This window comes from Saliphagus infecundisoli (assembly GCF_020177375.1).
GTDB lineage: Archaea > Halobacteriota > Halobacteria > Halobacteriales > Natrialbaceae > Saliphagus > Saliphagus infecundisoli.
In genome coordinates this window covers 37084-61788 of sequence record NZ_JAIWHV010000007.1, presented here as the reverse complement: position 1 = coordinate 61788, position 24705 = coordinate 37084, and the positions used below count along the sequence as shown (strand labels likewise).

The following is a 24705-nucleotide window of genomic DNA, read 5'->3' as shown; positions in this document are numbered from 1 at the left end:
AGTGTGTGAGTTCATCTCCTGATCGCTCGTTACACCCAATTTTTAGGCCAACCTTAAAAATGTGTAGGTCCCGCGTCGGCCCGCCGACGCGACGAGGCTCTCACACCGACCCTTTCGGATCCTCGAATAAAGCCGTTCCCATATGTTTGGCCGGCCTAAAGCACCCGTCTCGAGGCTCGGAGGGGGCGATACTCGGGGATGAGTGGATTTATACGCCCGAGGCCGGAGGGGTGACGTAGACACAGCCACCCGCCATGTCCGACTCCGACTCCCCGCCGGCCTCGCGACGCGAGAAACTCGACGCCTTACGCAGCGTCCTCGCCTACGACCCGAAGCTCACGGTTCCGATCGTCGCTCTGGGGATCGCCGCCGCCGTCCTCGAAGGGATCGGACTGAGTTTCGTCCTTCCGATCATCGAGCTGGTCCGGGCCGACGGCCGGCCCGCGGAGGGCGGGATCGCCGGGGTCTTCGCCACCGTCTACCGAACCCTGAACGTCCCCCTGACGCTCGGAACGGCGGTGCTCGGCGTCGCCGCCGTCATGACCGTCCGCTTTACCGCGAGCTTCCTGGTGGCGTGGTTTCGCGAACGCCTCCGGATGTCCTACATCAGGGACCTCCAGACCGAGGCGTTCGGGAACGCCTTCGACGCCGAGATCACCTATCTGGACGAGGAGGGCTCGGACGACGTGCTGAACGCGATCATCACCCAGACGTTCTACGCGGGCCAGGTGATCGAGCGGCTGGTCCTGTTCGTCGAACAGTCGTTCCTCGGCATCGTCTACGGGCTCATCGCCTTCCTCGTCTCGCCGACGCTCACCGTCCTGACGGTCGCCGTGCTCGGGGGCGTGACCGTGTTGTTGCGCGTCGTCGTCGAACCCGGCTACGACATCGGCGATCGGGTCGCCGACGCAAACGAGCGGCGCCAGGAGGCCGCCCAGGCGGGCACACAGGGGATGCGCGAGAGCCGGATTTTCGGACTCGTCGACGAACTGTACGGCGACTTCGCCGACAGCGTCGAGGACTACACGCGGGCCCGGATCAGGCTGCGCCGCAACGAGGCCGCGATCGACAACGCCTATCAGCTCGCCGTCGCGGTCTCCGTGTTCGCGCTCATCTACGTCTCGCTGACGTACGCGGAGCTGACGCTCGGCTCGCTCGGACTCTTCCTCTTTGCGATGTTCCGGCTGGGGCCCAAGGCCAGCCGGGCCAACGAACTGCTCTACCGGATCGAACAGGACCTCCCGCATCTCGTGCGCACGCGACGGTTCACACGCGACCTCGCGCACAACGCCGAGCCCGACGTCGCCCGACGCGAGACACCCGACACCGTCGAGTCGATCGCCTTCGACGACGTCAGCTTCTCCTACGACGGGGAGACCGACGTGCTCCGTGGGGTCGACTTCGCCGCCGAACGGGGGGAGTTCGTGGCCTTCGTCGGCCAGTCCGGCGCCGGGAAGTCGACCGTCGTCTCCCTGCTCGCGCGGCTGCACGAACCCACGGGCGGCGAGATCCGGGCCAACGGGATCCCGATCGGCGAGATGGCGATCGAGGAGTGGCGCGAGCGCGTCGCCGTCGTCGGCCAGGACCCTTACGTCTTCGACGACACCCTCCGATACAACCTGACGATCGCCGACAGGGCGGCCACGCGCGAGGAGATCGATCGCGTCTGTAAGATCGCACGCGTCGACGAGTTCCTCGACGACCTCCCGAAGGGGTACGAGACCCGGGTCGGGGACGACGGCGTGCGCCTCTCGGGCGGACAGAAACAGCGCCTCGCCATCGCGCGGGCCCTGCTCGGCGACGCCGACGTGTTGCTCCTCGACGAGGCGACCAGCGACCTGGACTCGACCCTCGAGCGCGACGTCCAGGAGGGCATCGAGACGATGGACGAGGAGTACGTCGTCGTCACCGTCGCCCACCGGCTGACGACGGTCCGGAACGCAGACCGCATCTATACGCTCGACGCGGGCGAGATCTCCGAGGTCGGCTCCCACGACGACCTCGTCGAGAACGACGGCGAGTACGCCGCCCTCTACGCGACCCAGACCGGTGGGTAGAGCGCCGAAACCGCCGCGGCTACCGGAGTCATCGCTCCATTGCCGCCTCGTACAGCGCCTCGAACTGCGGAACGACGGCCTCGGCCCGGTAGGCTTCGATCTCCTCGGCGGCCGCCGCCGATCGGGCCGAAAGCGCCTCGCCAGCCAGGAGGTCCGCCAGTGCGGCGACGACCCCCTCGACGGAGCCGTCGGTCGTGACGCCGGCATCGCCGACGATCTCGGCGACGCTGCCCACGTCGCTTGCGACGACCGGCGTCCCCGTCGCGAGCGCCTCGAGGAACACCCGCCCGAACGGTTCGTCCCATCGACCGGGATAGACGAAGCAGTCGTGGGACGCGAACACCGCCGGGAGGTCGTCGTTGGGCAGCCAGCCGGTGACCGTGACGCGATCGGCGAGACCGCTCTCTGCGGCCTGTCGTTCCACGTCGCTCCGGAGATCGCCGTCGCCGACGACCGTCAGCCGGACGGCGTCCGAAACCTGCCGGTTCAGGCGATCGAGGACCGGAACGAGACGATCGACGCCCTTGTGTTCGGCCAGCGAGCCGACGTACAGCAGGTCGTAGGGCCCCTCGAAGTCGCTCTCGTGGGGGCGGCAAAACCGCTCGTCGAGAACGTTGGGAACGACCGTCAGCCGCTCCGGAGGAAAGCCGAAGTCGGCGTAGGTGGCCGCGATGTGGGGCGAGAGGGCGTGGTAGGCATCGATCCGGTCGGCCACCCGTTCGCCCTCCTGCACGAGCTTCAGATAGCCCAGTCTGCTCGCCGAACGATAGAGGGGACCGTCCTCGCCGCCGCCGCTGGTCGCGAGCGAACACGCCGTACACTTCGCCAGCCCGTTTTCGGTACAGGGCTCGCGGTCCATGTAGCGGAGGTCGTTCTTCGGACAGATCGCGCCGTAGGCGTTGAGCGTCACGACCGTCGCGGCGTCCGTCCGCTCGGCGATCGCCCCCATCGCCGGCATGGCGTTCATCACGTAGCTGTGAACGACGTCGTACTCGTCGAACTCGGGAAGGCGCTCGCGGAGCGCGTCGTTCAGTTGGAGCGCCGAGTGGTAGGGATATCCCGAGAGGGCGAGCGGGCGGACCGAGACGCCGGCGTCGATCGTCGCGTCCTCGGGCGGCGTCTCCCAGGGGTATATCGTCACGTCGTGGCCCCGATCGGCCAACTCGAAGGCGATCCGCGAGGCGCTGTGGGTCGCGCCCGTCCCCTCGCCCTGGGGGTACGTCGGATGGACGAAACCGACCTTCACGCCGTCCCCCTCGCGTTCGTTCTCATTCGGCGTACCCGAGGTCGCGGAGCCGTTCGGCGACGACGTCGTCGTCGGCCGATTCCTCGCCGTGGCCGGCGGTGGATGCACGGATCTTCCGGCGGGGGCCGTCCTCGTAGACCAGCCACGGGACGGAGACGAGTTCCGGGGTGTAGACGCCGCGGGGGTGGCCCCACTCCCGGAACGGGATCGGGAACGCGCGCTCGCCGACCATGTTGCCGTGGTCGGCGGTCACGACCGTCCTCCCCCCGAGTTTCTCCATCGCCTCCTCGACGTGGGGGAGCGCCCGGTCGAGGTTGGCGTCGTACAGCTCCCAGATCCCCTCGCGGTCGGCGTCGAGGCGTCCCTGTAACAGCTGGACCCAGACGTTTTCCTCGCTCGCTTCCGTGTCGGTGAAGTCCCCGCCCGCAAAGCGGGTGTCGGCCCCGATGAAGGGGTAGTGGGGCTGCATGTAGTGGATCACGAGTCGCTTGTCGGGGTGTTCCTCGTTCGCCCGGAGTGCGGCCGCCGTCACCGTCTCGGGGAGCACCGTGCCGTGCTCGTCGTCCCAGCCGTCGGCGCGCCAGACGTCGACGACGGCAGCAAACTGAGCCTCGATCGACTCGCGGTGCTGGTGGAGCTGTGGGTTCGCGGTCACGTAGACGGTGTCCCGGAGGTCGCGCCCGCCGACGTTCGCACGGAGGAACTCGACCGTCGTGGAGGCCCGCGACTCGACGCGTCGGAGGCGACCGGGCAGGTCCGCCCGGCGCTCGAACATGTCGTACCGGCAGGCGTCGAGCACGAGCAGGTTGTCCCAGTCGGCCGCGAACGGGTCGATGCCGTCCTCGTTGTACGAGCGGAGCCCGAGCCGGCGGTGGTACAGCCGGTTTGCGTGTCTGCAAAACAGGATCGGGTTCTTGAGCGCACGGGACAGCCGCGGACGCGCGTCCATGTGCCCCAACCTCGCTCGAGACGGGAAATGAGTGTTTCGCCATCCCGTTCGAGCGAACCCTCGCGTCGAGCGCAACGTTGATTCTCCATCGCGGTCCAGACGGCGTATGCACGTCCTCGCCGCGACGAACAACCTCTATCCCGAGCCGGAGGCGACCGGCTCCGGGCGCTACAACTACGAGGTCGGTCGCGAACTCGTCGAACGGGGGCACACGGTGTCGGTCGTCACGAGACGCCGGGGCGACGCGCCCGCCCGGGAGACGGTCGCCGGGATGGACGTCCACCGCTACGGCGCGTCGATCCCGCGGCTCCCGGCGACGCTCCGCGAGATCGACCGGCTGGTGGCGTCGATCCGGTCGAAGGCGCCCGTGGACCTCGTGAGTTTTCACGGCGCACTGAGTTCGTTCGGCGTCGATAGAGCGGTGGCCGACCCGGTTCCACGAACGTACACGGTCCACGGGCTCTGGGGCGTGGAGTACCGCGACCGGCTGGTCGACCCGAGTCCGTGGGCGGCCCCGTGGCACTGGCTCAACAGCATTCTGCGCCACCGGATCGAGGCCAACGTACTGGGCCACAGCGACGGTGCCATCGTGTTGAGCGAGTTCATGCGCGAGCGCCTCCGGGAGTACCATCCCCACGCCTCGCCCTGTTCGGTCGTTCCGGGCGGCGTCGATGCCGCCCGGTTCGCTCCCCTCGACGGTCCCCGCCCCGACCTGTTCTCGGACGGCGAGACCGCGTTTCTCACGGTCCGCCGGCTCACCCCGCGGATGGGTCTCGAGACGCTACTCGACGCGTTCGCGAGCGTCGCCGACGGCGCCGACGCCCACCTCTACGTCGGGGGCGACGGCCCGCTCCGCGATCGACTGCGGGCGCGCGCGGATCGGCTGGGAATCGAGTCGGCCGTCACCTTTCTCGGCTACGTCCCGGAGGAAGACCTCGCCACCCTCTACGCCGGCGCGGACGTCTTCGTCCTCCCGACGCTCGAGCTCGAGGGGTTCGGGCTCGCGACGCTCGAGGCGCTTTCGGCGGGCACGCCCGTGATCGGGACGCGGGCCGGCGCGACCCCCGAGATCCTGGGCGATCTGGAGTCCCGGGAAGGGATCCCGGAGTCGCTGCTGGTCGACCCCGGCGACGCCGACGCGCTCGCCACACGGCTGGTGGCGTGGGCGCGGCTGTCGGCGCCGGCGCGTTCCGAAGCGGGCGACGCCTGTCGGTCCTACGTAATCGACGAGGGCTACACGTGGGGAGGGGTCACCGACCGACTCGAACGAGGGTTCGAGGGACTGGTCGGCTGACCCATCCCGGAGTGCCAACAGTTATCATCGGATCGGGCCTACCCTCGATCGATGGATCGGGACCGACGCCGATCGTCCTCGGAGTCGAAGGCGAACGCCGCGATACGGACGCTCTACCGGCGGGCGGCGAGCAGCAGGGCTCTCTCCGTCCTGGGCGACGAGCGGGTGCTGATCGGCGCTCTCGCCGTCTCCGTTCTAGCGAGTGCGGTCTCGGTGTTCCGCTCGAACCCCGCCGCCGGCATCGAGTTCCTGAGCTTCGTGCTGGTGTTCGTCCCCCTGGCGGTGCTGATCGACCGTTTCCTCGAGATACCGACGGAGTGACCGGTACCACGACTCGAGGACGGGCGCGCCGAGGACGGCCAACAGAAACACGAAGATCGAACGGTGTCTGATCGTAGTCCCGTAGTTCGAGTCGATCAGGCCGTAGCCGACGACGCCGCCGCCGTAGACGACCAGCAGGAAGACGGCCACGGCGGAGTCGGCTTCGACGGCGCGAAGCGAGCGGTAGGCGATCACGACGAGCGCGACCAGGAGCGGCAGCGAGAGGACGGCCGCCAGGTCGAACGCCGAATCGACGTGCAGCGGGAACGGCGCGAACTGGAAGTAGATCGCACGGACCGGCGCGGCCAGCACGACGTCGAGCCACGACTCGTATCGCATGGACTCGAGGTAGGCGCCGCCCCCGATCGCGCGGTACTGCACCCGCGCGTCGAGGGCATCGACGGGGAACAGGGCGGAAAACAGCGCGAACCCGCAGACGCCGACGGGGATCGTTGCGAGCGCCAGGGAACGCAGCGGGATCTCCCGGCCGGCGATTTTCCTCACTACGGCGACGAGCAGCGCTCCCCCGGCACCCAGCAGGATCAGCAGGGCCAGTTCCTCCCGCAACAAGAAGACGGCCACCCACAGCGCCGGGGCGGGAAGCGCCCACCGGCGCCGGCCGTCTGCGATGACCCGCACGCAGACCGCGAGCAGCGCCACCGCCAGCAGCGTCGAGAGCGCGTCGCGCATCGGGAGCGTGTTGAACAGGAACGGGAACGGAAAGAACAGCAGAACGACCAGGAGGCCGTCGGTCGATTCCAGGGGAGCGTAGAGACGCCGGGCGACGTAACACAGCGGGAGCGGAATCAGGACGGCCAGCAGGCCGTTGACGACGGCCAGCACCGTCGGATCGGCCCCGAAGGCGGCGTAGAGGAGCGCCTGGACCGTGGCGAACGCGTCGACCGGGGACAGGAGGTTGGGGTCGGCCCCGGAGAGGATGGCCACGGCGGCCGTATGGAACAGATCGATGTCCCAGTCGTAGGGGACCAGGGGGAGCACGACCACGGCGAGGAGGAGATGGCCCGCGAGGGCGACGCCGCCCGCGTAGCCGTAGAGCCGGGATCGTCGCCGAGCGACGAGGGCGAACGCCACGACGACCGCGACGACGGCGGCGGCGACCATTCGCGGACGGCTACTCCCGGACGCCCCATATAGATGCGGATCGGTCGAAGGCCCGGACTCGATCCGATCGGGCGGTCACTCGGAAGCGACCGCGTCCCGATAGATGGCGCTCGTCCGCTCGAGCATCCGTGTCTCGGCGAACTCCTCGCGGACGCGACGCCGGGCGTTCGCCGAGTAGCGCCGGTAGCGCTCCGGATCCGCGAGCAACTCCTCGGCAGCCGCCGCGATCGCCCCGGGGTCGCCCGGAGGAACGGTTCGGCCGGTCTTCCCGTCGACGCTGACGTAGGGGACGCCCGTGGGAAGGGCGGTGTTGATCACCGGCAGCCCGCGTTTCATCGCCTCGAGCTGGACGATCCCGAACGACTCGTTTCTGCCCACCGACGGGAGGACGAACAGGGTCGCCTCGGAGTAGAGCCGGTCGAGTCGTGCCTCGGAGACGAACCCCTCGAAGGTGACGCGGTCGGCGACCCCCTCCGCGCGGGTGTGGCGTTCCAGGGAGTCCCGGGCCGGCCCCTTCCCGACGATCGACAGCGTCGCGTCCAGGCCCCTCATCGCCGAGATGAGGCGATCGACGCCCTTGAACTCGACGAGACGACCGACGAACAGGAGCTCCCGGCCCTCGAGCGGTTTCGGGGCGATCGGGGTGTCGTCGGCCTCGATTCCGATGGGGACGACCGCCGCGTTCGAACGGAACTCCGAGAGGCGCGCACACTCGTCTCGCATCTGGGGCGAGGTCACGATGATCCGCTCGGCACCGCCGAGAAACCGGTCGAGCACTGGCTTGTAGGGGTAGACGACGGGTCCTTTGCCGATGATGTCGTCGTGGAAGGTCGCGACGAACGGCGTCTCGACCTGGTTCAGGAGGTGGCTCACCGGCCCGAGCGGAAAGGGCAGGTGGTAGTGGATCAGGTCGGCCCACTCGAGTTGCTCTCTCAGTCGGCAGGGAAATCCCGGACTGATCGGCGTCGATTTGACGGGGCCGAAACTCCCGGCACGAACCACCGTCGTACCGTGTTTCTCGCCGACGCCACCCCACCCCCGGGTTCGTGAGGTGAGGATCCGGAAGTTGGCGTCGTCGATTCCGGTGACCAGGGTCCGAACCATCTTCTGTATCCCGCCGGTAAACGGGAAGTAGTACGTACAGACCTGCAGGACGTTCGGCGTGTTCTCGGTCATGGGTTGGGGGGTGCTATCCCGGCAACGGCGGTGGGAGGGCGTGCTCGTTCGGGATAGTGGAAAGAGGGAAGATAAACGATGCGATTCTTAGGCCGGCCGAAAACAATGTGGGGCGAGGGAGCGAACGATCGTAGGTATCCCGACGGAACCCCGCCGATACGGGCGTGGCACGCTCGAGCCGAAATCCATACGCTTTTGGTTTAGGCCGACCGAAAACAGGGCGATGCCAGCGGACGCACGGTCATCGTCGAACGTCGAGACGACGTTCGCCGGCGATGGCTCTCTCTCGCGTCGCAAAAATGTCTATCGGCTCCTCTCGTTCGTCGGGCTGGTGGTTGCGACGGGGCTCGCTCTCGTCGTCGTCGCCGCCGAGCCACAGCGACTCCCGGGCCTCGAACGGCCGTTCGAAAGTGGACGGACGACCCCCTCGATGACATTGTCGCCGGTCGTTCTGGTGACGACGGCCGTCGTGACGGTTCTCGCTGCGTTGCCGCTGTGCAAGCCACGGCCTCGGCGGATTCTGGACATGCTCACGGCGACGGTTCGGTCCCTGCTGATCGTCGTCGTCGCCCTCGCGACGGCCGGCTACTTCTCGACGACGTTGTACCTTCCGCGGGCCACGCTCCTGTCGTACGTGGGCGTGCTCGCCGTGACGCTTCCGGGCTGGTTCGTCCTCCTCCAGCAGAGACAGCTCAAACGAGCCGAGGGGACCCTGGTCGTCGGTAACAACCCGGATCGGATCGAGGCGGCAGTGCAGGCCGCGGCGGAACCGATCGCCGGCTACGCGTTCTCGCCGACCGACTCCCACGGCGTCGACGGTGACGCCCGCGCCGACGGCGGGGCCCACCCGGTTCCGGAGAAACTGGCACAGTACGACTGTCTCGGCGGGCTCTCCCGTCTGGACGACATCCTCGATCGGTCGGACGTCGGGACGGTGATCCCCGCCCTCCCCCAGACCGACCGCGCCGAGTTCTTCGGCGTCCTCGAGACCTGCCACCGACACAACGTGAACGTGGAGATCCTGACCGAGCACAACGAGAGCGTGCTCGTCGAGGACGAAAGCGCCATCTCGTCCGAACAGGCCGACCGTCTGATCGGGATCAACATGGAACCGCTGGACCTCCAGAACCGGGTCGTCAAACGGCTGTTCGACGTCGCGTTCGCCGGCGTCGGCCTCCTCGTGACGCTGTTCCTGTTCGTCCCCATCGCCATCGCGATCAAACTCGACAGTCCCGGACCAGTGATCTACAAACAGGAGCGCACCACGCAGTTCGGCGATCGGTTTTCGGTCTACAAGTTTCGGAGCATGGAACCCGAAAGCGAGGCCGCCGCTCCCGGTGACGACGAGGACAGGATCACCCGCGTCGGGCGCCTCCTGCGGTGGACCCACCTCGACGAACTCCCCCAGGTGTGGGCCATCTTTACGGGCCAGATGAGCGTCGTCGGACCACGAGCGGCGTGGACGGCCGAGGAGGAGGTCATCCAGCGGGAGATGGCGACCTGGAAGAAGCGGTGGTTCGTCAAGCCCGGCCTGACCGGGCTGGCCCAGATCAACGAGGTCTCGAGCGAGAACTCCAGGGCGAAACTGCAGTACGACCTCACGTACATCAGAAACCAGTCGTTCTGGTTCGACACCAAGATCGTCATCCGCCAGCTCTGGATGGTGGTTCGAAGCCTCCTCGATCTCGTCCGGCGGTCGCTCGTCGGACGTCCGTGACGAATGACGCCGGACCGAAGGTACCCGCCGGGTGAACGCGCTCGCCGAACCGACACTCACGAGCGCGCCGATCCCATCGTGGAGTCCGAACCGAGAACCGACGGTCCCGAAATCCGTTCGTACCGACGCGGATCTGCTCGATAGGCGAGTAGTCCGGCGAGGGCGAACAGATACCGGTTCTCGTTTACGTCTCCGGTCACCATCGCGTTGATTCCCAGATAGACGAACACGACGAGGAGAACGAGATGGACGGACCGACCGGTCGTCTGCCACTCCGAGAGCGCGATGAAGAGGGCAGTTCCGAACAGGCAGGCGAGAAGTCCCAGACCCACCAGCCCGAGTTCGAAGACGACCTCGAGGACGAGATTGTGGGGATAGTACTGGTGGTCGCCGTAGCCGGTGAGTACCGGCCACGAGCCCAGGCCGTGCCCGACCGGAAGCATCCCGATATCGAGCCCGTCGATGGTCTGGTTCCAGAGCACGAACCGACGGTTGAGCGACCATCCCGGTCCGTCGGCCAACACCAGGAGCCGCCGGACAGTGGCGAGCTGGCGCCCGACCGTCACCGTAAGGACTCCGAGCGCGAGCGCACCGCCCGTGTAGGCCCCGATCGCGGCGACGCCGTTCGGAAGCGTGCCGGTCGAGATGCCGACGACGAGGAGCAGCCCGATGGCGACGATCGTCGCGACCATCGGACCGCGGGCCCCGGTCGCAAAGAGCGCGAACACCATCCCGGGGAGAGCCACGGCCGCGGCGACCGTGACCCGGCGATCGCTCCTCGAGAGGACGAGATAGCCGACGAGGAGCAACACGCCGAGCCCCAGGAGACGACTGGTGATCAGGTAGTTGGTCCCGAACGGCGAGAGCGTGGCCCGGCCCGACGGCTGGGCGTACTCGATCAGCGATTCGATCCCGGTGAGCACGGCGAGTCCCGTCGTCGCGATCCCGGTATACCGGAGGCGTCGGGTCGACGACGCGACGCCGAGGGCGCCGGCGCCGAACGCCAGTCCGGTCACGGCGACGAGCCGGAACGCCTTCGAGAGGTAGTACTCCGAACTCGGCGTCCACAGCCCGGAGACGACCGCATAGGCGCTGAAGGCGACGAAACAGGCGGTGAGGGCGAGGCCGGCCCGGGTGAGCCGGATCCGCCCTCGCAGGACCAGCCAGCCCCCGGCGGCGACCATGAGCGTTCCGAACACCAGGGTCAGATCGACCGGGATCCAGGCGAGGTACCACGCGCTCTTGTAGACGCCCGCGAAGACGAACGCAACGTAGAGAGTCGAGAAGACCGCGTCGTCACGGGCGTGAGACCGCATCAGTATCCTCTTTTCTCGCCCGCTCGTAAAACCCGCGGAAACGGTGGCGTCCGGGTGGTGCCCTCGACCGCGCTCGACGCGGCCCTGCCCGCCGTGTCGCCTCCGGTGCCCGAGCGAGGACCGTAGCGCTTCGTTTCCGACCTGTGAGCGCCGACGCGGCGATGGACCCGATGGGGCGAGCGAGTGCGACTGCCGGCAATCTCCGCACGCCTACCGATCGGGGCGCAGAACACGGATAGTTCTGACCCGGACTGATGGGCCATGTTTGCGCTTTATGGCCTTTTATCGTCCGCACGTCCACAAACATCCGCCAGGAGAGTACAACGCAAAGGCTTATGACCGATGCGAACGTATCCCAGTACGAATGGGACCTGTTAACACGCGTCTCGTCGAGCAGGCCAGGTCGATTTTCGCGGAGCTGGGATACACTGTCGAGGGCGACGGCCCCGAGTTCCGGGCCGAACGCGAGTGGAAGGTCGTCCACGTCCGGACCGTACTCGAGGAGGGACGGCTCCCCGAGGGCGGCGACTTCCACTGTTTCGTCGCCGAACCCGAGAGCGCCGACGACCTGGAGGCCGAACTCCGCCGGGTCGATCCGGACTACGAATGGGCGATCATGGTCGTCGACGGCGAGGAGTACGAGGTCGAGCGCGCGCCCCCGGGACCGACCGTCTCGGCTTAGCGCAGCGCGCGCCGTGTCGCCGCCACGCCGGCGTCGGGATCGACGTCGGCACCCATCGACTCGAGCACGTCACCCAGTGCCGTCACCACGTAGATCACGTTCTCCGGGCGCGCCGAGTGGCCCATACAGCCGATCCGGAAGATCTCCCCCTCTAAGTCGCCCAGTCCGCTCGCAATTTCGAGGTCGTACCGATCCAACAGCTCCGCACAGACCTCGCCGTCCTCGACTCCGTCGGGAACGCGGACTGCGTTCAGGCTCGGGAGCCAGTAGTCGTCGGGGGCGTTCATCTCCAGCCCCATTCCCTCGACGCCCGCCTTCAGCGCGCCCGCGATCCGCTCGTGGCGCTCCCAGCGTGCCTCGATCCCTTCCTCCGCGACGAGCCGTAGCGCCTCTCGCAGAGCGTAGACGTTCGACACCGGCGCGGTGTGGTGATACGAACGTTCCTCGCCCCAGTAGCCCTCCAGAAGAGAGAGGTCGAGGTACCACGACCGGACCTCCTCCTCGCGCGAGAGCACCTTCTCCATGGCCTCGTCCGAGAGCGTGAGTGGGCTCGCGCCCGGCGGACAGGAGAGACACTTCTGGGGGCCGGCGTAGGCGACGTCGATCCCCCAGTCGTCGACCCGAAGCTCGACGCCGCCGATCGAGGTGACGCAGTCCGCGATCACGAGCGCGTCGTGGTCGTGGGCCGCCGCCGTGAGTTCGGGCACTGCGGGCTGGCGGACGCCGGTGCTCGTCTCCGCATGGATGAAGCCGAAGACGTCGGGATCGTGGGTCGCGAGCGCGTCGGCGACGGCGTCGGGATCGAGGGGCTCGCCCCACGGCGCCTCGACCTCCACGACGCCGCCGCCGGCCCGGCGGGCCATCGAGGCCATCCGGCCGCCGAAGTAGCCGTTCGTGGGCACGAGTACGGTGTCGCCGGGCTCGACGACGTTGCCGATGGCGGCCTCCATCGCGGCCGAGCCGGTGCCCGAGACGGGGATCGTCCACTCGTTTTCGGTCCGGAAGGCGTACCTGAGAAGCTCCTGGACCTCGTCCATGATCTCGACGAAGGCGGGGTCGAGGTGGCCCACGAGGGGGGTGCTCATCGCGCGCAGCACGCGCGGGTGGACGTCGCTCGGTCCCGGCCCCATCAGCGTCCGGTCCGGCGGCGTCAGTTCGCCCGTCGTCGGCCCGTCGGTGTCGGCCATAGCGGGGGCCAGGAGGGGAACCGACAAAAGCGTTCACGCATCGGTCAGATGACGACCACGAGCACGGAGAGGTTGTACGCGGTCGCACAGAGCCAGGGACCGGCGAGACAGGCCGGGACGATCGGCGCGTAGGGAGCGGGAAGCAGCGGCCGGCAGGCGAGGCCGACGCCGATGGCCCCCGCCTTCATCGCGACCATCGCGACGGGTCCCGCGACCTCGATCGCGCCGCGAGCAACCGGGTTCGACTCGACGAGGCCGAGGTGGAGTCCGAGAAGCGTCGTCACGACGTCGCCGACGAGCGCGAGGGCGACCGCGAGCCAGAGGGCGCGCTCAAGCCTGCCCGGCGTCCCGGGTCGTCCGAGACCGAGGACTTCCTCCCGAACGCGATCGGTTCCCATACCCCCGCCGCCGGAGTCGAACCGGCCCGAACCCTCGCGGGAACGGAGAAGGACCGGGCGGGAGTATTGGTATGAGCCGCGTGCGGGCCCCCTCGGGGGATCGGTAGGCCACCCCTACACCAATGGAGGCGGCTCGAACGGCCACGGAATCCGACGAACGGGGTGGTTACAGGATCGTCCCGTGTTTCTTCGAGGGCAGTTCCTTCTCGACGTCCGCGTAGAAGTCGAACCGGGCGGCGAGTTCCTCTCGAAGGCGGCTCGGGGCGACGATCTCGTCGATGACGACCTCGCTGGCCATCCGGTGGATGTCGATGTCCTCGCGGTACTCCTCGCGCAACTCCTGCTCGCGTCGCTGGCGTTCCTCCTCGTCGTCGATCTCGGCGAGTTTGCGTGCGTAGACCGCGTTGATCGCGGCCTCGGGACCCATGATCGCGATCTCGCCGGAAGGGAGGCCGAGGACGCTCTCGGGGTCGTAAGCTGGCCCACCCATCGCGTAGATCCCCGCGCCGTAGGCCTTCCGGACGACGACCGTCTGTGTGGGAACCGTCGCGGAGGAGGTCGCGTAGATCATCTTCTTGCCCTGTTCGAGAATGCCTTCCTTTTCGACCCCCGAGCCAGCCATGAAGCCGGGCGTATCACAGAGGTAGAGCAGGGGGACGTCGAACGCGTCGGCTTTCCAGATGAATCCCGCCGCCTTCTCGGCGGCGTCCGGAAAGATCGCGCCCGCGCGGTGGGCGGGCTGGTTTGCGACGACGGCGACCGGGCGGCCGTCGATCCGGGCGAACCCGGTCAGGATCTCCTTGCCGTACTCGGGCTGGAGTTCGAAAAAGGAGTCGCCGTCGACCACGCGCTCGATCACGTCGGCCATGTCGTACCCCTTGTTCGGCGCCCCTGGAACGACCGAGTCCAGTCCCTCGGGCGCCGCCGTCGGCTTCTGGGACTCTGCTACCGGCGGTTTCTGGTCGGCGTTGTCGGGAAGGTAGCCCATCAACTGGGCGACCAGCTCCCGGGCGTGTTCCTCGTCGCGGGCGACCAGATCCGCCGAACCGGACTCTCGGGCGTGGACCTGGGGCCCCCCGAGATCCTCTAACGTGATCTCCTCGCCGGTGACCATCTCAACCATCCGGGGGCTTGCGATAGCCATCGCGCTCATCCCCTCGACCATGACGGTGAAATCGGCGAAGACGGGGGTGTAGGCCGCGCCCGCGATACAGGGGCCATAGAGGACGCAGATCTGTGGCACTCGCCCGGAGAGCATCGAGTGGTTGTAGTAGTATTTCCCGATCCCCTCGCGGTTGGCGAAGAAGCCGGTCTGCTGGTCGATCCGCCCCCCTGAAGAGTCCATCAGGTAGAGCACCGGCTTTCCGGTCTTCAGCGCGCGCTGTTGCATCCGGAGGAACTTCTCGACGCCCTTCTCGGCCATCGAGCCCGCCTTCACGGTGAAGTCGTTGGCCATGAAGTGGACGTCCCGGCCCTCGAACTCGGCGGCGCCGGTCAGCAGGCCGTCGGCGGGCAGGCGGTCGTCGGGGTCGGGATCCCTCCCGTCGGGATGCCAGGCGTCGAAGTTCGCGAACGAGCCGTCCTCGAAGCGGATCCCGCCCGCCGAATCGCCCCCCTGGTGGGCGCTTTTCTCCCCGAACCAGAGCTCGAGTCGGTCGCGGACGAACAGTTTACCTTGCTCCGCGAGCCGGTCGCGATACTTCTCGGGTCCTCCCTCGAGGATGTCGTCGATCTCCTCGCGCAGCCGTTCTTCCCGGTCGGTCGGTCCCGCTTGGACCTCGGGCTCTCGATCGTTCCCGGAGTCCTCGCCTCGAGTTTCGCCGGGTGGGTCCCGAACCGCGATCGGTTCCTCGCCCTCCTCGGCGTAGACAGCGACCGATTCGTCGACGTGTCCCGCGAGCGCGGCGGCGATGGCGGCGGCCTCCTCCTCGCTGGCGCCGGCCGCGATTCGGACGTCCATGCCGGCTCTGGGAGAGCGCGCTCCAAACCGTTTTCCCATTATCGTTCCCGACCGACCGCTGTACGTGAACATTAGCTATCACGACCGGCGCCACACTCTCGCTCTCGATGACCTCAACCGGGAGCCCCGCCGACCGACTCGCCGCCGTCCGGGATCGGCTCTCCTCGAGGACATCGAGGCGTCGCTTTCTCCGAGTCGCCGGAACCACCGGCTACGGCCTCGGGCTGGCGAGCCTCCTCGGCGTCGACGAGTTCCTCGCGGCCGACGAGGGCGAGGTCCCGGTCGTCACCGCCCTCGTGCGGGAGGACCGCTCGGATCCGTCGTCGCTCACCTCCCGGACGCGGGCCGTCCCCGCCGACTGGTACGCCCGGGTGTCGAAAGCCTTCGCCCTCCACGAGCAGGTCGCCGCCCGCTCGATCACCGGGCTGCTCGGCAGCGCGGTCCGTCCCGGTTCCTACGACCGAGGGACGGCGACGCTCGCGGTCGAGGTCCGCCCGGAGGACGCCGACCAGGTGGGCGAGGCCCTCGAGATGCTGCTCGCGGGCGAGGAAGTCACGATCGAGTCGGTCCGTCGGCACCCTCCCGAGGACGCGTCGGGCGAGCCACGACTCGCGGGTGCTCTCGGGGGCGGTCCCGTCCCCGGCGGGGTTCGCTGCCGGACCGGGGACAGGGTCGCGACGCTCGGGCCCGCGCTCTACCGGGACGGTTCTGCGTACTTCACGACGGCCGAACACGCCTACGGCGAGGGCGCGACCGTCGGCGACCCCCTCTCTTTGCCCCGGCGGGACGCGGGGACGGTCGAGATCGGACGGGTTCGCCACGTCCACCCCGCCGTGGACGTCGTCGCCGTCTCGCCGACGGGGGGGTTCGAACCCGAGAGCGCCATCGACGGCGCCACCCCCTCGCGGGTGATCGGACAGCTCACCCGGTTCGGGCTCGCGGACCTCGCGGCGCGGGGCGAGCCTCTCGAGAAGGTCGGCGCCCAGACCGGCCACACGACCGGGGAGATCCTGGGGATCGACGCCGTCACCTGCGTGACCGGTGACTGCCGGCGGGGACAGCTTCAGTGGGGCACCGAGACCGACCTGACCGACGGCGACAGCGGTTCGGCGGCCTACTACCCGACGGAGGAGGGGCTCCTGATCGCGGGGTTCAACAACGCCCGGACCTGGTGGCCCGGCCAGAACCACCTCTGGGGGGTCGCCGCCTACCACCTCACCGAAACCCATGGGTACCACTTCTGACGTTCTCGGCGTCGTCCGCCGGGTCCTCGCCGACCTCCTCGTGGTCACCGTCTGGGTCGCCTTCCTGACGCTCGCTGCCCTCGCGACCGCCTGGCCCAGGTCGGTGTTCTACGCCCTGCTCGTCGGCGGGATCGCCGCCTGGGTCGAGATCACGGCCGATCAGAAGGATTGAGAGACCCCGCGACAACACTCCCTTCATGAGCGAATGGGAGGCGATCGAGCGGGTCGCCGAGCCGGTGGTGCCGTCGCGGATCGTGGCCGACCTCCGAGCCCTCGGAATCGAGGGCGGCGAGACGCTGCTGGTCCACTCCTCGCTGTCGGCGATCGGGTGGGTTCCCGGCGGCGCGCCGGCAGTCCTCGATGCCCTCCAGCGAGCGGTGAGCGAGGCAGGGACGCTCATGATGCCGACGCACTCGACGGACTACACCGATCCCGAGAGCTGGTCGAACCCGCCTGTTCCCGACGAGTGGATCGACCGGATCAAGGAGACGATGCCGCCGTACCGTCCGTCGATCACGCCGACTCGGGGGATGGGCGCGATCCCCGAATGCTTTCGGAGCTACCCGGACGTCCACCGGAGTGCCCACCCCGCGACCTCAATGGCCGCCTGGGGACGGGACGCCGAGGCGGTCGTCGCCGATCACGCCCTCGACTACCCTCACGGCGAGGATTCCCCGCTGGCAGAGATCTACGATCGGGACGGCTCGGTGCTCTTACTCGGCGTCGGCCACGACGCCAACACCTCCCTGCACCTGGCCGAGAACCGGGCCGACCTCGGGACCGAGACGGTCGAAAACGGCGCCCCGATCCTCGCCGACGGCGAGCGCGTCTGGATCGAGTACGAGAACGTCCCGGAGGACACCGGAGACTTCCCCGCGGTCGGCGAGGCCTTCGAGCGCGAGGTCGGCGCGGAGAGAGGACAGGTCGGCGCGGCAACCGCCGTCCGGTGTGACCACCGAGATCTCGTCGATTTCGCGACGGAGTGGTTCGAGAAAAACCGGTAGCCGCCGGCTACGCGAGCGCGTCCTCGAGCCGGTCGATCAGATCGGGGGAGCCGACGTGGACCGGGGTCCGTCCATGGAGTTCGTCCGCATCGCGGGAGAGCAGCGACCCCTCCCCATCGGAGGAACGACCGCCCGCACGTTCGACGACGTAGCCGATCGGGTTCCCCTCGAACTGGAGTCGAAGCTTTCCGGCGGGCCGGGAGCCGAGTGCCGGGTACGAGAAGATCCCGCCGTAGGAGAGCACCTGGTTGACGTCGGCGACCATCGCGCCGCCGTAGCGGGGTTTGCACTCGCCTTCGATCTCGCGGGCGAAGGCGGTGAACTCGGGGGACCACTCGGGGACCCGGCCGCCGAAGCCGTACACCGTCGGCTCCCGCGGGAGGGTCACGGAGCCCTCGAGCAATCGGCGGTCGCCGCCGTCGATCTCGTACTCGGCGGCGCCGTCGTCGGTGGCGACGACCATCGTCGTCACGGGGCCGAAACAGACGTAGCCCGCGGCGACGAGGGCGGTTCCCGGGGCGGGGATCGGTTCGGTATAGCAGCCGAAGATGGTGCCCATCGGGTTGTTCGAGACGAGGTTCGAGGAGCCATCGAGGGGATCGACCGCGACCGAGAGTCCCTCGCCGCAGTCGACCACCGACTCGCGCTCCTCGCTTGCGTACTCGCCGACGCCCTCGATCGCCCGGAGCCGCTCTCCGAGGAGGTCGTCGGCCCAGACGTCGGCTTCCATCTGTGTGTCCCCGGTGGGGTTTGCCTCTCCGCCGACCGGCTGGCGCCGGCCAACGAGGCCCTCCCGGATCTCGGGGGCCGTTCGGCTGACGACGTCTACGACCTCGCCGACGACGCGGTCGTGGTCGCCGCCGACGACGAGGGCATCCAGACCCTCGCTCATCCCTCGATGGCGGCGTCCGTGGCGTCGGCCTCCGACTCGTTGCCGAGGGCGGCCCCCGCAGTTTGCTCCTCGTAGATGACCGACTCGAGGCCGTCCAAAAGCGGCGTGGGGTCCTCGCGCTGCCAGACGTTGCGCCCGACTGCGAGGCCCGACCCGCCGGACCGGATCGTCGACTCGACCGTCGAGAGGAACTCCTCGTCGCTGGTCTTCGAGCCGCCGCTCATCACGACCTTCATGTCGCCGGCACACCGGCAGGCGTGTGCCATCGCCTCCCGGCTGCCGGGATACTTCACCTTCGCGATGTCGGCGCCGAGTTCGAGAGCCAGGCGGGTGGCGTAGGAGATGGTGCTCGGCTTGGTGTCGTTTTTCAGCCCCTGGCCGCGCGGATACGACCACATCACGACCGGGAGGCCGTACTCGCGGGCCTCCTCCTGGATCTCCCGGAACTCCTCGACCATCTCGATCTCGTGGTTCGAACCGCCGTAGACGGTGAAGCCGACGGCGTCGGCGCCGATCTCGGCGGCGTACTCGACCGAGCAGTTGACGGCGCTGTCGGGCTCGCCCATCCAGAGGTTCGAGGTGCCGTTGAGCTTGACGAGCAGGTTGACGTCGTTTTCGTAACTGGGGTAGTACCCTTCGGCGATCCCCTTCTGGACGGCGATCGCGGTCACCGCGTCGTGGGTCGCCGTCTCGAAGACCTGGGCGGGATCTAACTTCTCGGGCACGTCCTCGAAGTCCACCGGGCCGTGTTCGAGTCCGTGATCCATCGCGAGGATAACGGACTTTCCGTCCCGGACGATCGGCGAATCGTCGATCGGTAGCATTGGGAAACACCTCCGACAGGAGCGCATATATTTGTGGCGGTTGCAACGGTGAAAATTTATACTACCTCGTGTAGTAAATCCTCGGGGCGCCAGGCTTACGGCCCCCTCCGAGCAACGGAGGGCATGGTTCGCGATCGGATCGACCGGGTCGGCGTCGTCGGCGCGGGGACGATGGGAAACGGGATCGCACAGGTCGCCGCGACGGCAGGCTACGACGTCGTCATGCGCGACGTCGAGGCGGAGTTCGTCGAGGACGGGCTGGCGGCGATCGACTCGAGCCTCTCGCGGCTCGAGGATCGGGACGACCTGGAGGAAGAGCCCGGGGAGATCAGCGGGCGCGTGACGGGAACCACCGAGCTGGCGGACCTCGCGGACTGCGATCTCGTCGTCGAGGCCATCGTCGAGGACCTCGAGATCAAGCGGGAGGTCTTCGCCGATCTGGACGACCTCCTTCCCGACGACGTGGTGCTCGCGACGAACACGAGCACGCTCTCGATCACGTCGATCGGGGCAGCGACCGATTCTCCCGAACGGGTCGTGGGAATCCACTTCATGAACCCCGTCCCGATCATGGAGGGCGTCGAGATCGTCGTCGGCGAGCGGACCAGTGAGGGAGTCGTTGCGCTGGCCAACGACTTCTCCGAATCGCTGGGAAAGACGACCTGGGAGGCCGACGACAAGCCCGGCTTCGTCACCAACCGGATCCTGATGCCCTGGATCAACGAGGGGATCCGAGCCTACGACGAGGGCGTCGCCGAGAAGGAAGACATCGACCGGGGGATGGAACTCGGGACGAACGTCCCGATGGGGCCCCTCAAACTGGCCGACCACATCGGGCTCGACGTCTGTCTGCACGCCTCCGAGACGCTCCACGAGGAACTGGGCGATCGCTACATCCCTGCCTACCTCCTCAAACGGAAGGTTGAGGCCGGCGACCTCGGGAAGAAAACGGGCACGGGATTCTACGAGTACGAGTGACGGCCGTCCGTCCCGAGTCGCCGCCCGTCCATCGCGGGGTACCTATTTGGCACTGACACGAGTTGATCGAGTCGATGGGACGCGCCGGTCTCGCGTTCGCGGTCTATCTCGTGGTCGCTGGCGTCCTCGCCACCGCCGTCGTCGCCGGCGCGCCGCCGCCGGAACAGCTCTGTGGCGTCTGTGGCCCGAGCACCGCGAACGACGCCGAGATCGCGGGCGCGAGGGGTCCGGGAACGCTCGACGTTTACATCGACGACGACGGCGACTCCCGCTGGCAGGCCACCGTGCCGGTCGCCGAGGACGCGGCCGAGCGCTACCGGACGGACGGGGCCGCCCTCGAGGCCGCGGTCGAGGACGCGTGGGCGCGCCACCACGTCGCCGCTGGCGACGTCCGGACCGTCGAGTCGAGGGTGGCCGAGGGCGCCGTCGTGGTGAACTACACCGTCGATGACGTCGCCGAACCCGGCGTCGGCGACGCCTGGATCGTCGATTACTTCGCGACGGGTGCGTCGCCCACGCGTTACGAGATGGTCGTCGAGCGGGTGACGATCCACGCGCCGGCCAGGGCGGTTGTCACGAACGATCCCGCCGGCGCCGCCGTCGAGGGAAACGCCGCTACCTGGACCCGCGAGGGCGAAGTACCCGGGGGGTTCGACGAGCAGACGTACGTTACCTACGGCGGAGACGGCCCCTTTGGTTCGATGAGGGGGTATGCGACGCTCGCCGCGGAAACCGGCCCGACGGCACTCGACCACGGCGTTCGCGGCGGGGTCGTTCCCGCGGTGGTGCTGGTACTCGCGGGAATCGGGATCGGCCACACCCGCTTCGGCCGCGACGCGTTCGACGCCGCGACGCTCGAGAGACTGATCGTGGCCGTCGGGATCGTCGGCGCGGCCGGCTTCTTCGTCGTCGGTGCGGTCACGACCGCCGGCGGCCTCGCGCCGGAACTCGCCGCGCTGGCCTCGCTGAGCGCCGGCTACGCCCTGCTCGGGTCCGGAGCGCGTCGTCTCGCTCGCTTCGGGACCCGCGGGCTCGTCGGCCTCGCGGTGCTCGCGACGGTCGTCGCCGCGGGGATCGCCCACCTCCTCGCCGGTCCGGTGTACGCGACACCGCTCGCCTTCGGGCTGGCGACCGCGCTCTATCTCCCGATCGGCCACGCTGCCGAGCGGGGACGGACGCCGGTCGCGATCGTCGCGCTCGCCGCGCTCGCGCCGATCGCCGCGGTCGCGGCCGTCGCTCCCGTCTACGTCCTCGGCTTCGGCCCGGCGGTCTACGGTCTCCTGTTGATGCCCTGGATCGCCGTCGTCGTCGCCTTCGGCTATCCGGTCGCGTTGCTCGGTCGGCGCCTGGCACACGAGTAGTCGGGCGGAATATCGTGGCGGCCGGCGAGAAGATCTACTGGTGGAGGGGCGCCTCGACCATCTCCTCGCGCAACGCCTGCAGGTGCGCCTGGGAGACGTCGCCCTCGAAGGCCTGGAGCAGCGCGTATACCTCCGCCCGCGAGATCTTGACGTCGCCCTCGCGGAGGACGTCCTCGGGGCGCTCGCGCAGTTCCCGGAGGGTGCCGACCGCGAGCAGGTAGGGGATTGCCCACGCCGAGAGCGTGTTGCCGTGGCGTTCGGGGACGGCCTCGAGGTAGCGGTGGGCGCCGTCGAGGTAGCCCTCCGCCCGACCGGCGACTCGCCGGATGACCGTCGTCACGCCGCCGTGGTTCGCGTCGTCGGTGACCGCCTCGCTCTCGACGTCCTCCTCTTCGAGCCACTCCGCGGGGAGGTAGACGTTGTTCTCTTCGTGGTAGTCGTCCTCGACGTCTTTCGCGACGTTGACCAGCTGGAGGAGGAGGGCAAAGGAACGGGCGTTGTCCCGGAGCGTCGCGGCCCGCTCGGGCGAGGCTCCCCGCGAGACGAGCCCGGTGATCAGCGTGCCGACGGTGCCGGCGGCGTACCAGCAGTACTCCTCTAACTCCTCTAAGGTCTGGAGGCGAAGGCCCCCTTCCTCGGCGTACCGGCGGGTGAACATCGCCATCCCGTCGACGAGTTCGCGGACCGGTTCGCGCATGATCTCGCGGGGCTCCTCCTCTAGGGCCTCGTAGGTCGCGACGACCCGGGGCGTCCGGGCGACGACCTCCCAGTCCTCGGTGCGCTCTTCGGGTTCGGGGAGCCAGGGTCCGACCTCCGCGACGAAGGCCTCGGCGTCTGTCGGGTCCTCAGGGTCGAGGACGCGGTCGTACTGCTCGAGTAGCCGGCTCTGTTCTCCGGGAGGAATATGCCCTGCGTCCTCGATCGTGTCCGCGACCCGACAGAGGAGGTAGCCGAGACAGATCTGTCTCGCCATCGGCTCCTCGAGGCGATCGACGGTGATGGAGAACGTCCGCGAGACGCCGTGGACGGCCTCGTAACACCACTCCATATCGGCGTCTTCCGTCGATCGGGACTGGCTGGTGGTCATCTACGTGCCCCCACGTATGTTCCCATTCCGGAAAAACACCGTGGTCGCGGCCGTTCGCGGCCCGGGATGAGGAACAATGAAGGTCCCTCCGGGCGACCGGGCGGGTATGGATCTCACCCTCTCGGCCGAGCAGCGCCAGATCAGGGAGATGGTCGCGGAGTTCGTCGACAGCGAGGTCGTCCCCGTCGCGGGAGAGATCGACCGCGAGGACGAGTTCCCCCAGGATCTCGTCGGGGAGATGGCGGAGCTCGGACTGATGGGGATGCCGTTCCCCGAGGAGTACGGCGGGGCCGGCCTCGACTATCACGCCTACGCGCTCGCATTGGAGGAGATATCGCGGGGCTCGGGCGGGCTGGGAACGGTCGTCGCGGCCCACGTCTCGCTCGCCGGAAACATGCTCTACGAGTTCGGCAACGAAGAGCAGAAAGCGGAGTATCTGGTCCCGCTCGCCGAGGGCGAGGAGATCGGCGCGTTCGCGCTCTCGGAGGCGGGCGCGGGCAGCGACGTGCCCGCGATGGAGACCAGGGCTCGGAAAGACGGCGACGAGTACGTCGTCGACGGCGGCAAGCTCTGGATCTCGAACGGCTCAGTGGCTGATACGATCACGCTGTTCGCGAAGACCGATCCCGACGCGGGAAACGCGGGGATCTCCTCCTTTATCGTCCGGCCCGAGGAGGACGACGGATTCCACGTCGAGGGGACCGAGGAGAAACTCGGCGACAAGGGCTGTCCCACGGCGGAACTCCGGTTCGACGGGATGCGGATTCCAGAAGAGCGCCGGCTCGGCGAGGAGGGTCGGGGGTTCGTCCACGCGCTGAAGACCCTGAACGGCGGCCGGATCACCATCGCCGCCCGCGGCGTCGGCATCGCGCGGGCAGCCTTCGAGGCCGCCCGAGAGTACGCCGGCGAGCGCGAGCAGTTCGGCCAGCCCATCGGCGAGTTCCAGTCGATCAAACACAAGCTCGCGGACATGGACACGAAGATCCAGGCCGCGAAGCTGTTGATGCACCGGGCGGCGGATCGAAAGATCCGCGGCGAGGACTACATCAAGGAGGCCGCACAGGCGAAACTGTACGCGAGCGAGGTGAGCCGGGAGGTCGCAAACGAGGGGATCCAGATCCACGGCGGCTACGGCTACACGAAGGACTTCCCCGCGGAACGCTTCTACCGCGACGCGAAGCTGAACGAGATCTACGAGGGTACCAGCGAGGTACTCCGGAACACCATCGGCGATCAGTTGCTCGAGTAGTCATCGATCGCTCGGCCTAGTTGTCATATACTGCGAGCGTCTATTCGTCGGTGTAGCCGTCGTCGTCGTCTGTTCATCGTTCTCGGCATCCCGCTCGATTGCGGTGGTTCTCGTGGGAAGCGATCCCTCTGTCGTAACTGTAACTTCGTATCCGTCCGAACTCATGTCCTCGGTACATGATCCCAAGCCGAGAGGGTTATTATTCGGATGATTTCCACTTTTTCCGTGAGTGACAATAACCGTGAGCTGATCTTCCGATTTCTCGTACCGTATGTCGTCTAACTGTGCTTCTTTGCAATTCCCGGACCCCACAAAGAGACGCCCAGTAACCGTAACCTGATTCCCAGCCGTATCGAACTCTATCTGTGGACCTTCATTCGGATCCTCAGAAAACTCATCGTACTCAAGAAATTGGAACTCCCTACGTTGTATTACCGACGTGTTATCCGAGGAGATGTCGCCATCTCTCTCGATCCGACCCAAGCAGCCACTAAAAGCGAAGCCCGCTATGGCGATCGAAAGTACCGCTCGACGATTCATGGATGTCGATAGAACCTGAATTATAAAAATTGCTAACGTAACTACAATCGTTGTTTGACCTACGGATTAGGAAGGAAAGTAGTTCTGACAATCGATGTCAC

General features: G+C 67.8%; 21 protein-coding genes. 10 read left to right on the top strand and 11 right to left on the bottom strand.

Going from position 1 to position 24705, the window contains the following annotated elements; genetic code table 11:
- The first annotated feature begins 254 nt into the window (after positions 1-254).
- Positions 255-2057, top strand: coding sequence for an ABC transporter ATP-binding protein (locus LCF40_RS11055; RefSeq protein ID WP_224828515.1), 1803 nt, complete (start codon positions 255-257; stop codon positions 2055-2057).
- Between the two features lie 28 nt (positions 2058-2085).
- Here the strand turns inward: LCF40_RS11055 and LCF40_RS23420 are convergent, their stop codons facing one another.
- Both LCF40_RS23420 and LCF40_RS11045 read right to left on the bottom strand, forming a co-directional pair.
- Positions 2086-3303, bottom strand: coding sequence for a glycosyltransferase family 4 protein (locus LCF40_RS23420; RefSeq protein ID WP_224828514.1), 1218 nt, complete (start codon positions 3301-3303; stop codon positions 2086-2088).
- A 22-nt stretch (positions 3304-3325) separates the two neighbouring features.
- Positions 3326-4252: an alkaline phosphatase family protein gene (locus tag LCF40_RS11045; RefSeq protein WP_224828513.1), complete on the bottom strand. Its 927-nt coding sequence runs from the start codon at positions 4250-4252 to the stop codon at positions 3326-3328.
- A 106-nt stretch (positions 4253-4358) separates the two neighbouring features.
- Here LCF40_RS11045 and LCF40_RS11040 point away from each other — a divergent pair, with 106 nt between their 5' ends.
- The gene (locus LCF40_RS11040; RefSeq protein WP_114578959.1) at positions 4359-5546 is read left to right on the top strand and encodes a glycosyltransferase family 4 protein; all 1188 of its coding nucleotides are present in this window, start codon (positions 4359-4361) and stop codon (positions 5544-5546) included.
- 195 nt (positions 5547-5741) lie between these two features.
- Here the strand turns inward: LCF40_RS11040 and LCF40_RS11035 are convergent, their stop codons facing one another.
- Together LCF40_RS11035 and LCF40_RS11030 are read right to left on the bottom strand one after the other, a co-directional pair.
- Positions 5742-6989: a hypothetical protein gene (locus tag LCF40_RS11035; RefSeq protein ID WP_224828512.1), complete on the bottom strand. Its 1248-nt coding sequence runs from the start codon at positions 6987-6989 to the stop codon at positions 5742-5744.
- A 75-nt stretch (positions 6990-7064) separates the two neighbouring features.
- Positions 7065-8165 (bottom strand): glycosyltransferase, encoded by a 1101-nt coding sequence (locus LCF40_RS11030; protein ID WP_224828511.1) that lies wholly within the window; start codon positions 8163-8165, stop codon positions 7065-7067.
- A gap of 223 nt (positions 8166-8388) precedes the next feature.
- Here LCF40_RS11030 and LCF40_RS11025 point away from each other — a divergent pair, with 223 nt between their 5' ends.
- Positions 8389-9882 carry a sugar transferase gene (locus tag LCF40_RS11025; protein WP_224828510.1) on the top strand — a complete coding sequence of 498 codons (1494 nt, stop codon included), beginning with the start codon at positions 8389-8391 and terminating at the stop codon, positions 9880-9882.
- Between the two features lie 56 nt (positions 9883-9938).
- Here the strand turns inward: LCF40_RS11025 and LCF40_RS11020 are convergent, their stop codons facing one another.
- The gene (locus LCF40_RS11020) at positions 9939-11198 is read right to left on the bottom strand and encodes an O-antigen ligase family protein (RefSeq protein WP_224828509.1); all 1260 of its coding nucleotides are present in this window, start codon (positions 11196-11198) and stop codon (positions 9939-9941) included.
- 364 nt (positions 11199-11562) lie between these two features.
- Between LCF40_RS11020 and LCF40_RS11015 the strand changes: the two genes are divergently transcribed.
- Positions 11563-11880 (top strand): DUF7116 family protein, encoded by a 318-nt coding sequence (locus tag LCF40_RS11015; RefSeq protein ID WP_114578963.1) that lies wholly within the window; start codon positions 11563-11565, stop codon positions 11878-11880.
- Here the strand turns inward: LCF40_RS11015 and LCF40_RS11010 are convergent.
- The 3 genes from LCF40_RS11010 to LCF40_RS11000 all read right to left on the bottom strand — a co-directional run bounded on the left by LCF40_RS11010 (position 11877) and on the right by LCF40_RS11000 (position 15425).
- Positions 11877-13067, bottom strand: a complete 1191-nt coding sequence (locus LCF40_RS11010) for a pyridoxal-phosphate-dependent aminotransferase family protein (RefSeq protein ID WP_224828508.1) — start codon at positions 13065-13067, stop codon at positions 11877-11879. The two genes, LCF40_RS11015 and LCF40_RS11010, sit on opposite strands and share 4 nt — an antisense overlap.
- A 44-nt stretch (positions 13068-13111) precedes the next feature.
- Positions 13112-13465 (bottom strand): DUF5658 family protein, encoded by a 354-nt coding sequence (locus tag LCF40_RS11005; protein WP_114578965.1) that lies wholly within the window; start codon positions 13463-13465, stop codon positions 13112-13114.
- A 166-nt stretch (positions 13466-13631) separates the two neighbouring features.
- Positions 13632-15425: an acyl-CoA carboxylase subunit beta gene (locus tag LCF40_RS11000; RefSeq protein WP_224828507.1), complete on the bottom strand. Its 1794-nt coding sequence runs from the start codon at positions 15423-15425 to the stop codon at positions 13632-13634.
- A gap of 107 nt (positions 15426-15532) precedes the next feature.
- Here LCF40_RS11000 and LCF40_RS10995 point away from each other — a divergent pair, with 107 nt between their 5' ends.
- From LCF40_RS10995 to LCF40_RS10985, 3 genes are read left to right on the top strand one after another with little or no spacing between them, the layout of a single operon-like run.
- Positions 15533-16669, top strand: a complete 1137-nt coding sequence (locus tag LCF40_RS10995; RefSeq protein WP_224828506.1) for a hypothetical protein — start codon at positions 15533-15535, stop codon at positions 16667-16669.
- Entirely contained in the window at positions 16653-16841 is a 189-nt protein-coding gene (locus LCF40_RS10990; RefSeq protein WP_224828505.1) for a DUF8119 family protein, read from the top strand. The genes LCF40_RS10995 and LCF40_RS10990 overlap by 17 nt, the downstream gene beginning before the upstream one ends.
- Before the next feature lie 25 nt (positions 16842-16866).
- Positions 16867-17673 carry an AAC(3) family N-acetyltransferase gene (locus LCF40_RS10985; protein ID WP_114578969.1) on the top strand — a complete coding sequence of 269 codons (807 nt, stop codon included), beginning with the start codon at positions 16867-16869 and terminating at the stop codon, positions 17671-17673.
- Between the two features lie 7 nt (positions 17674-17680).
- On the opposite strand, the gene LCF40_RS10980 is transcribed toward LCF40_RS10985, so the two are convergent.
- Positions 17681-18565, bottom strand: a complete 885-nt coding sequence (locus tag LCF40_RS10980; RefSeq protein WP_114578970.1) for a class 1 fructose-bisphosphatase — start codon at positions 18563-18565, stop codon at positions 17681-17683.
- Positions 18562-19389: a class I fructose-bisphosphate aldolase gene (locus LCF40_RS10975; RefSeq protein WP_224828504.1), complete on the bottom strand. Its 828-nt coding sequence runs from the start codon at positions 19387-19389 to the stop codon at positions 18562-18564. The genes LCF40_RS10980 and LCF40_RS10975 overlap by 4 nt, the downstream gene beginning before the upstream one ends.
- A 123-nt stretch (positions 19390-19512) precedes the next feature.
- Between LCF40_RS10975 and LCF40_RS10970 the strand changes: the two genes are divergently transcribed.
- Complete coding sequence (locus LCF40_RS10970; RefSeq protein ID WP_224828503.1) at positions 19513-20367, top strand: 3-hydroxyacyl-CoA dehydrogenase family protein; 855 nt, start codon at positions 19513-19515, stop codon at positions 20365-20367.
- Between the two features lie 74 nt (positions 20368-20441).
- Positions 20442-21728: a hypothetical protein gene (locus LCF40_RS10965; protein WP_224828502.1), complete on the top strand. Its 1287-nt coding sequence runs from the start codon at positions 20442-20444 to the stop codon at positions 21726-21728.
- A 34-nt stretch (positions 21729-21762) separates the two neighbouring features.
- Here LCF40_RS10965 and LCF40_RS10960 read toward each other — a convergent pair whose 3' ends face one another.
- Positions 21763-22815 (bottom strand): phytoene/squalene synthase family protein, encoded by a 1053-nt coding sequence (locus LCF40_RS10960; protein WP_224828501.1) that lies wholly within the window; start codon positions 22813-22815, stop codon positions 21763-21765.
- Between the two features lie 106 nt (positions 22816-22921).
- Between LCF40_RS10960 and LCF40_RS10955 the strand changes: the two genes are divergently transcribed.
- Entirely contained in the window at positions 22922-24064 is a 1143-nt protein-coding gene (locus LCF40_RS10955) for an acyl-CoA dehydrogenase family protein (protein WP_224828500.1), read from the top strand.
- The last annotated feature ends 641 nt before the right edge of the window (positions 24065-24705 follow it).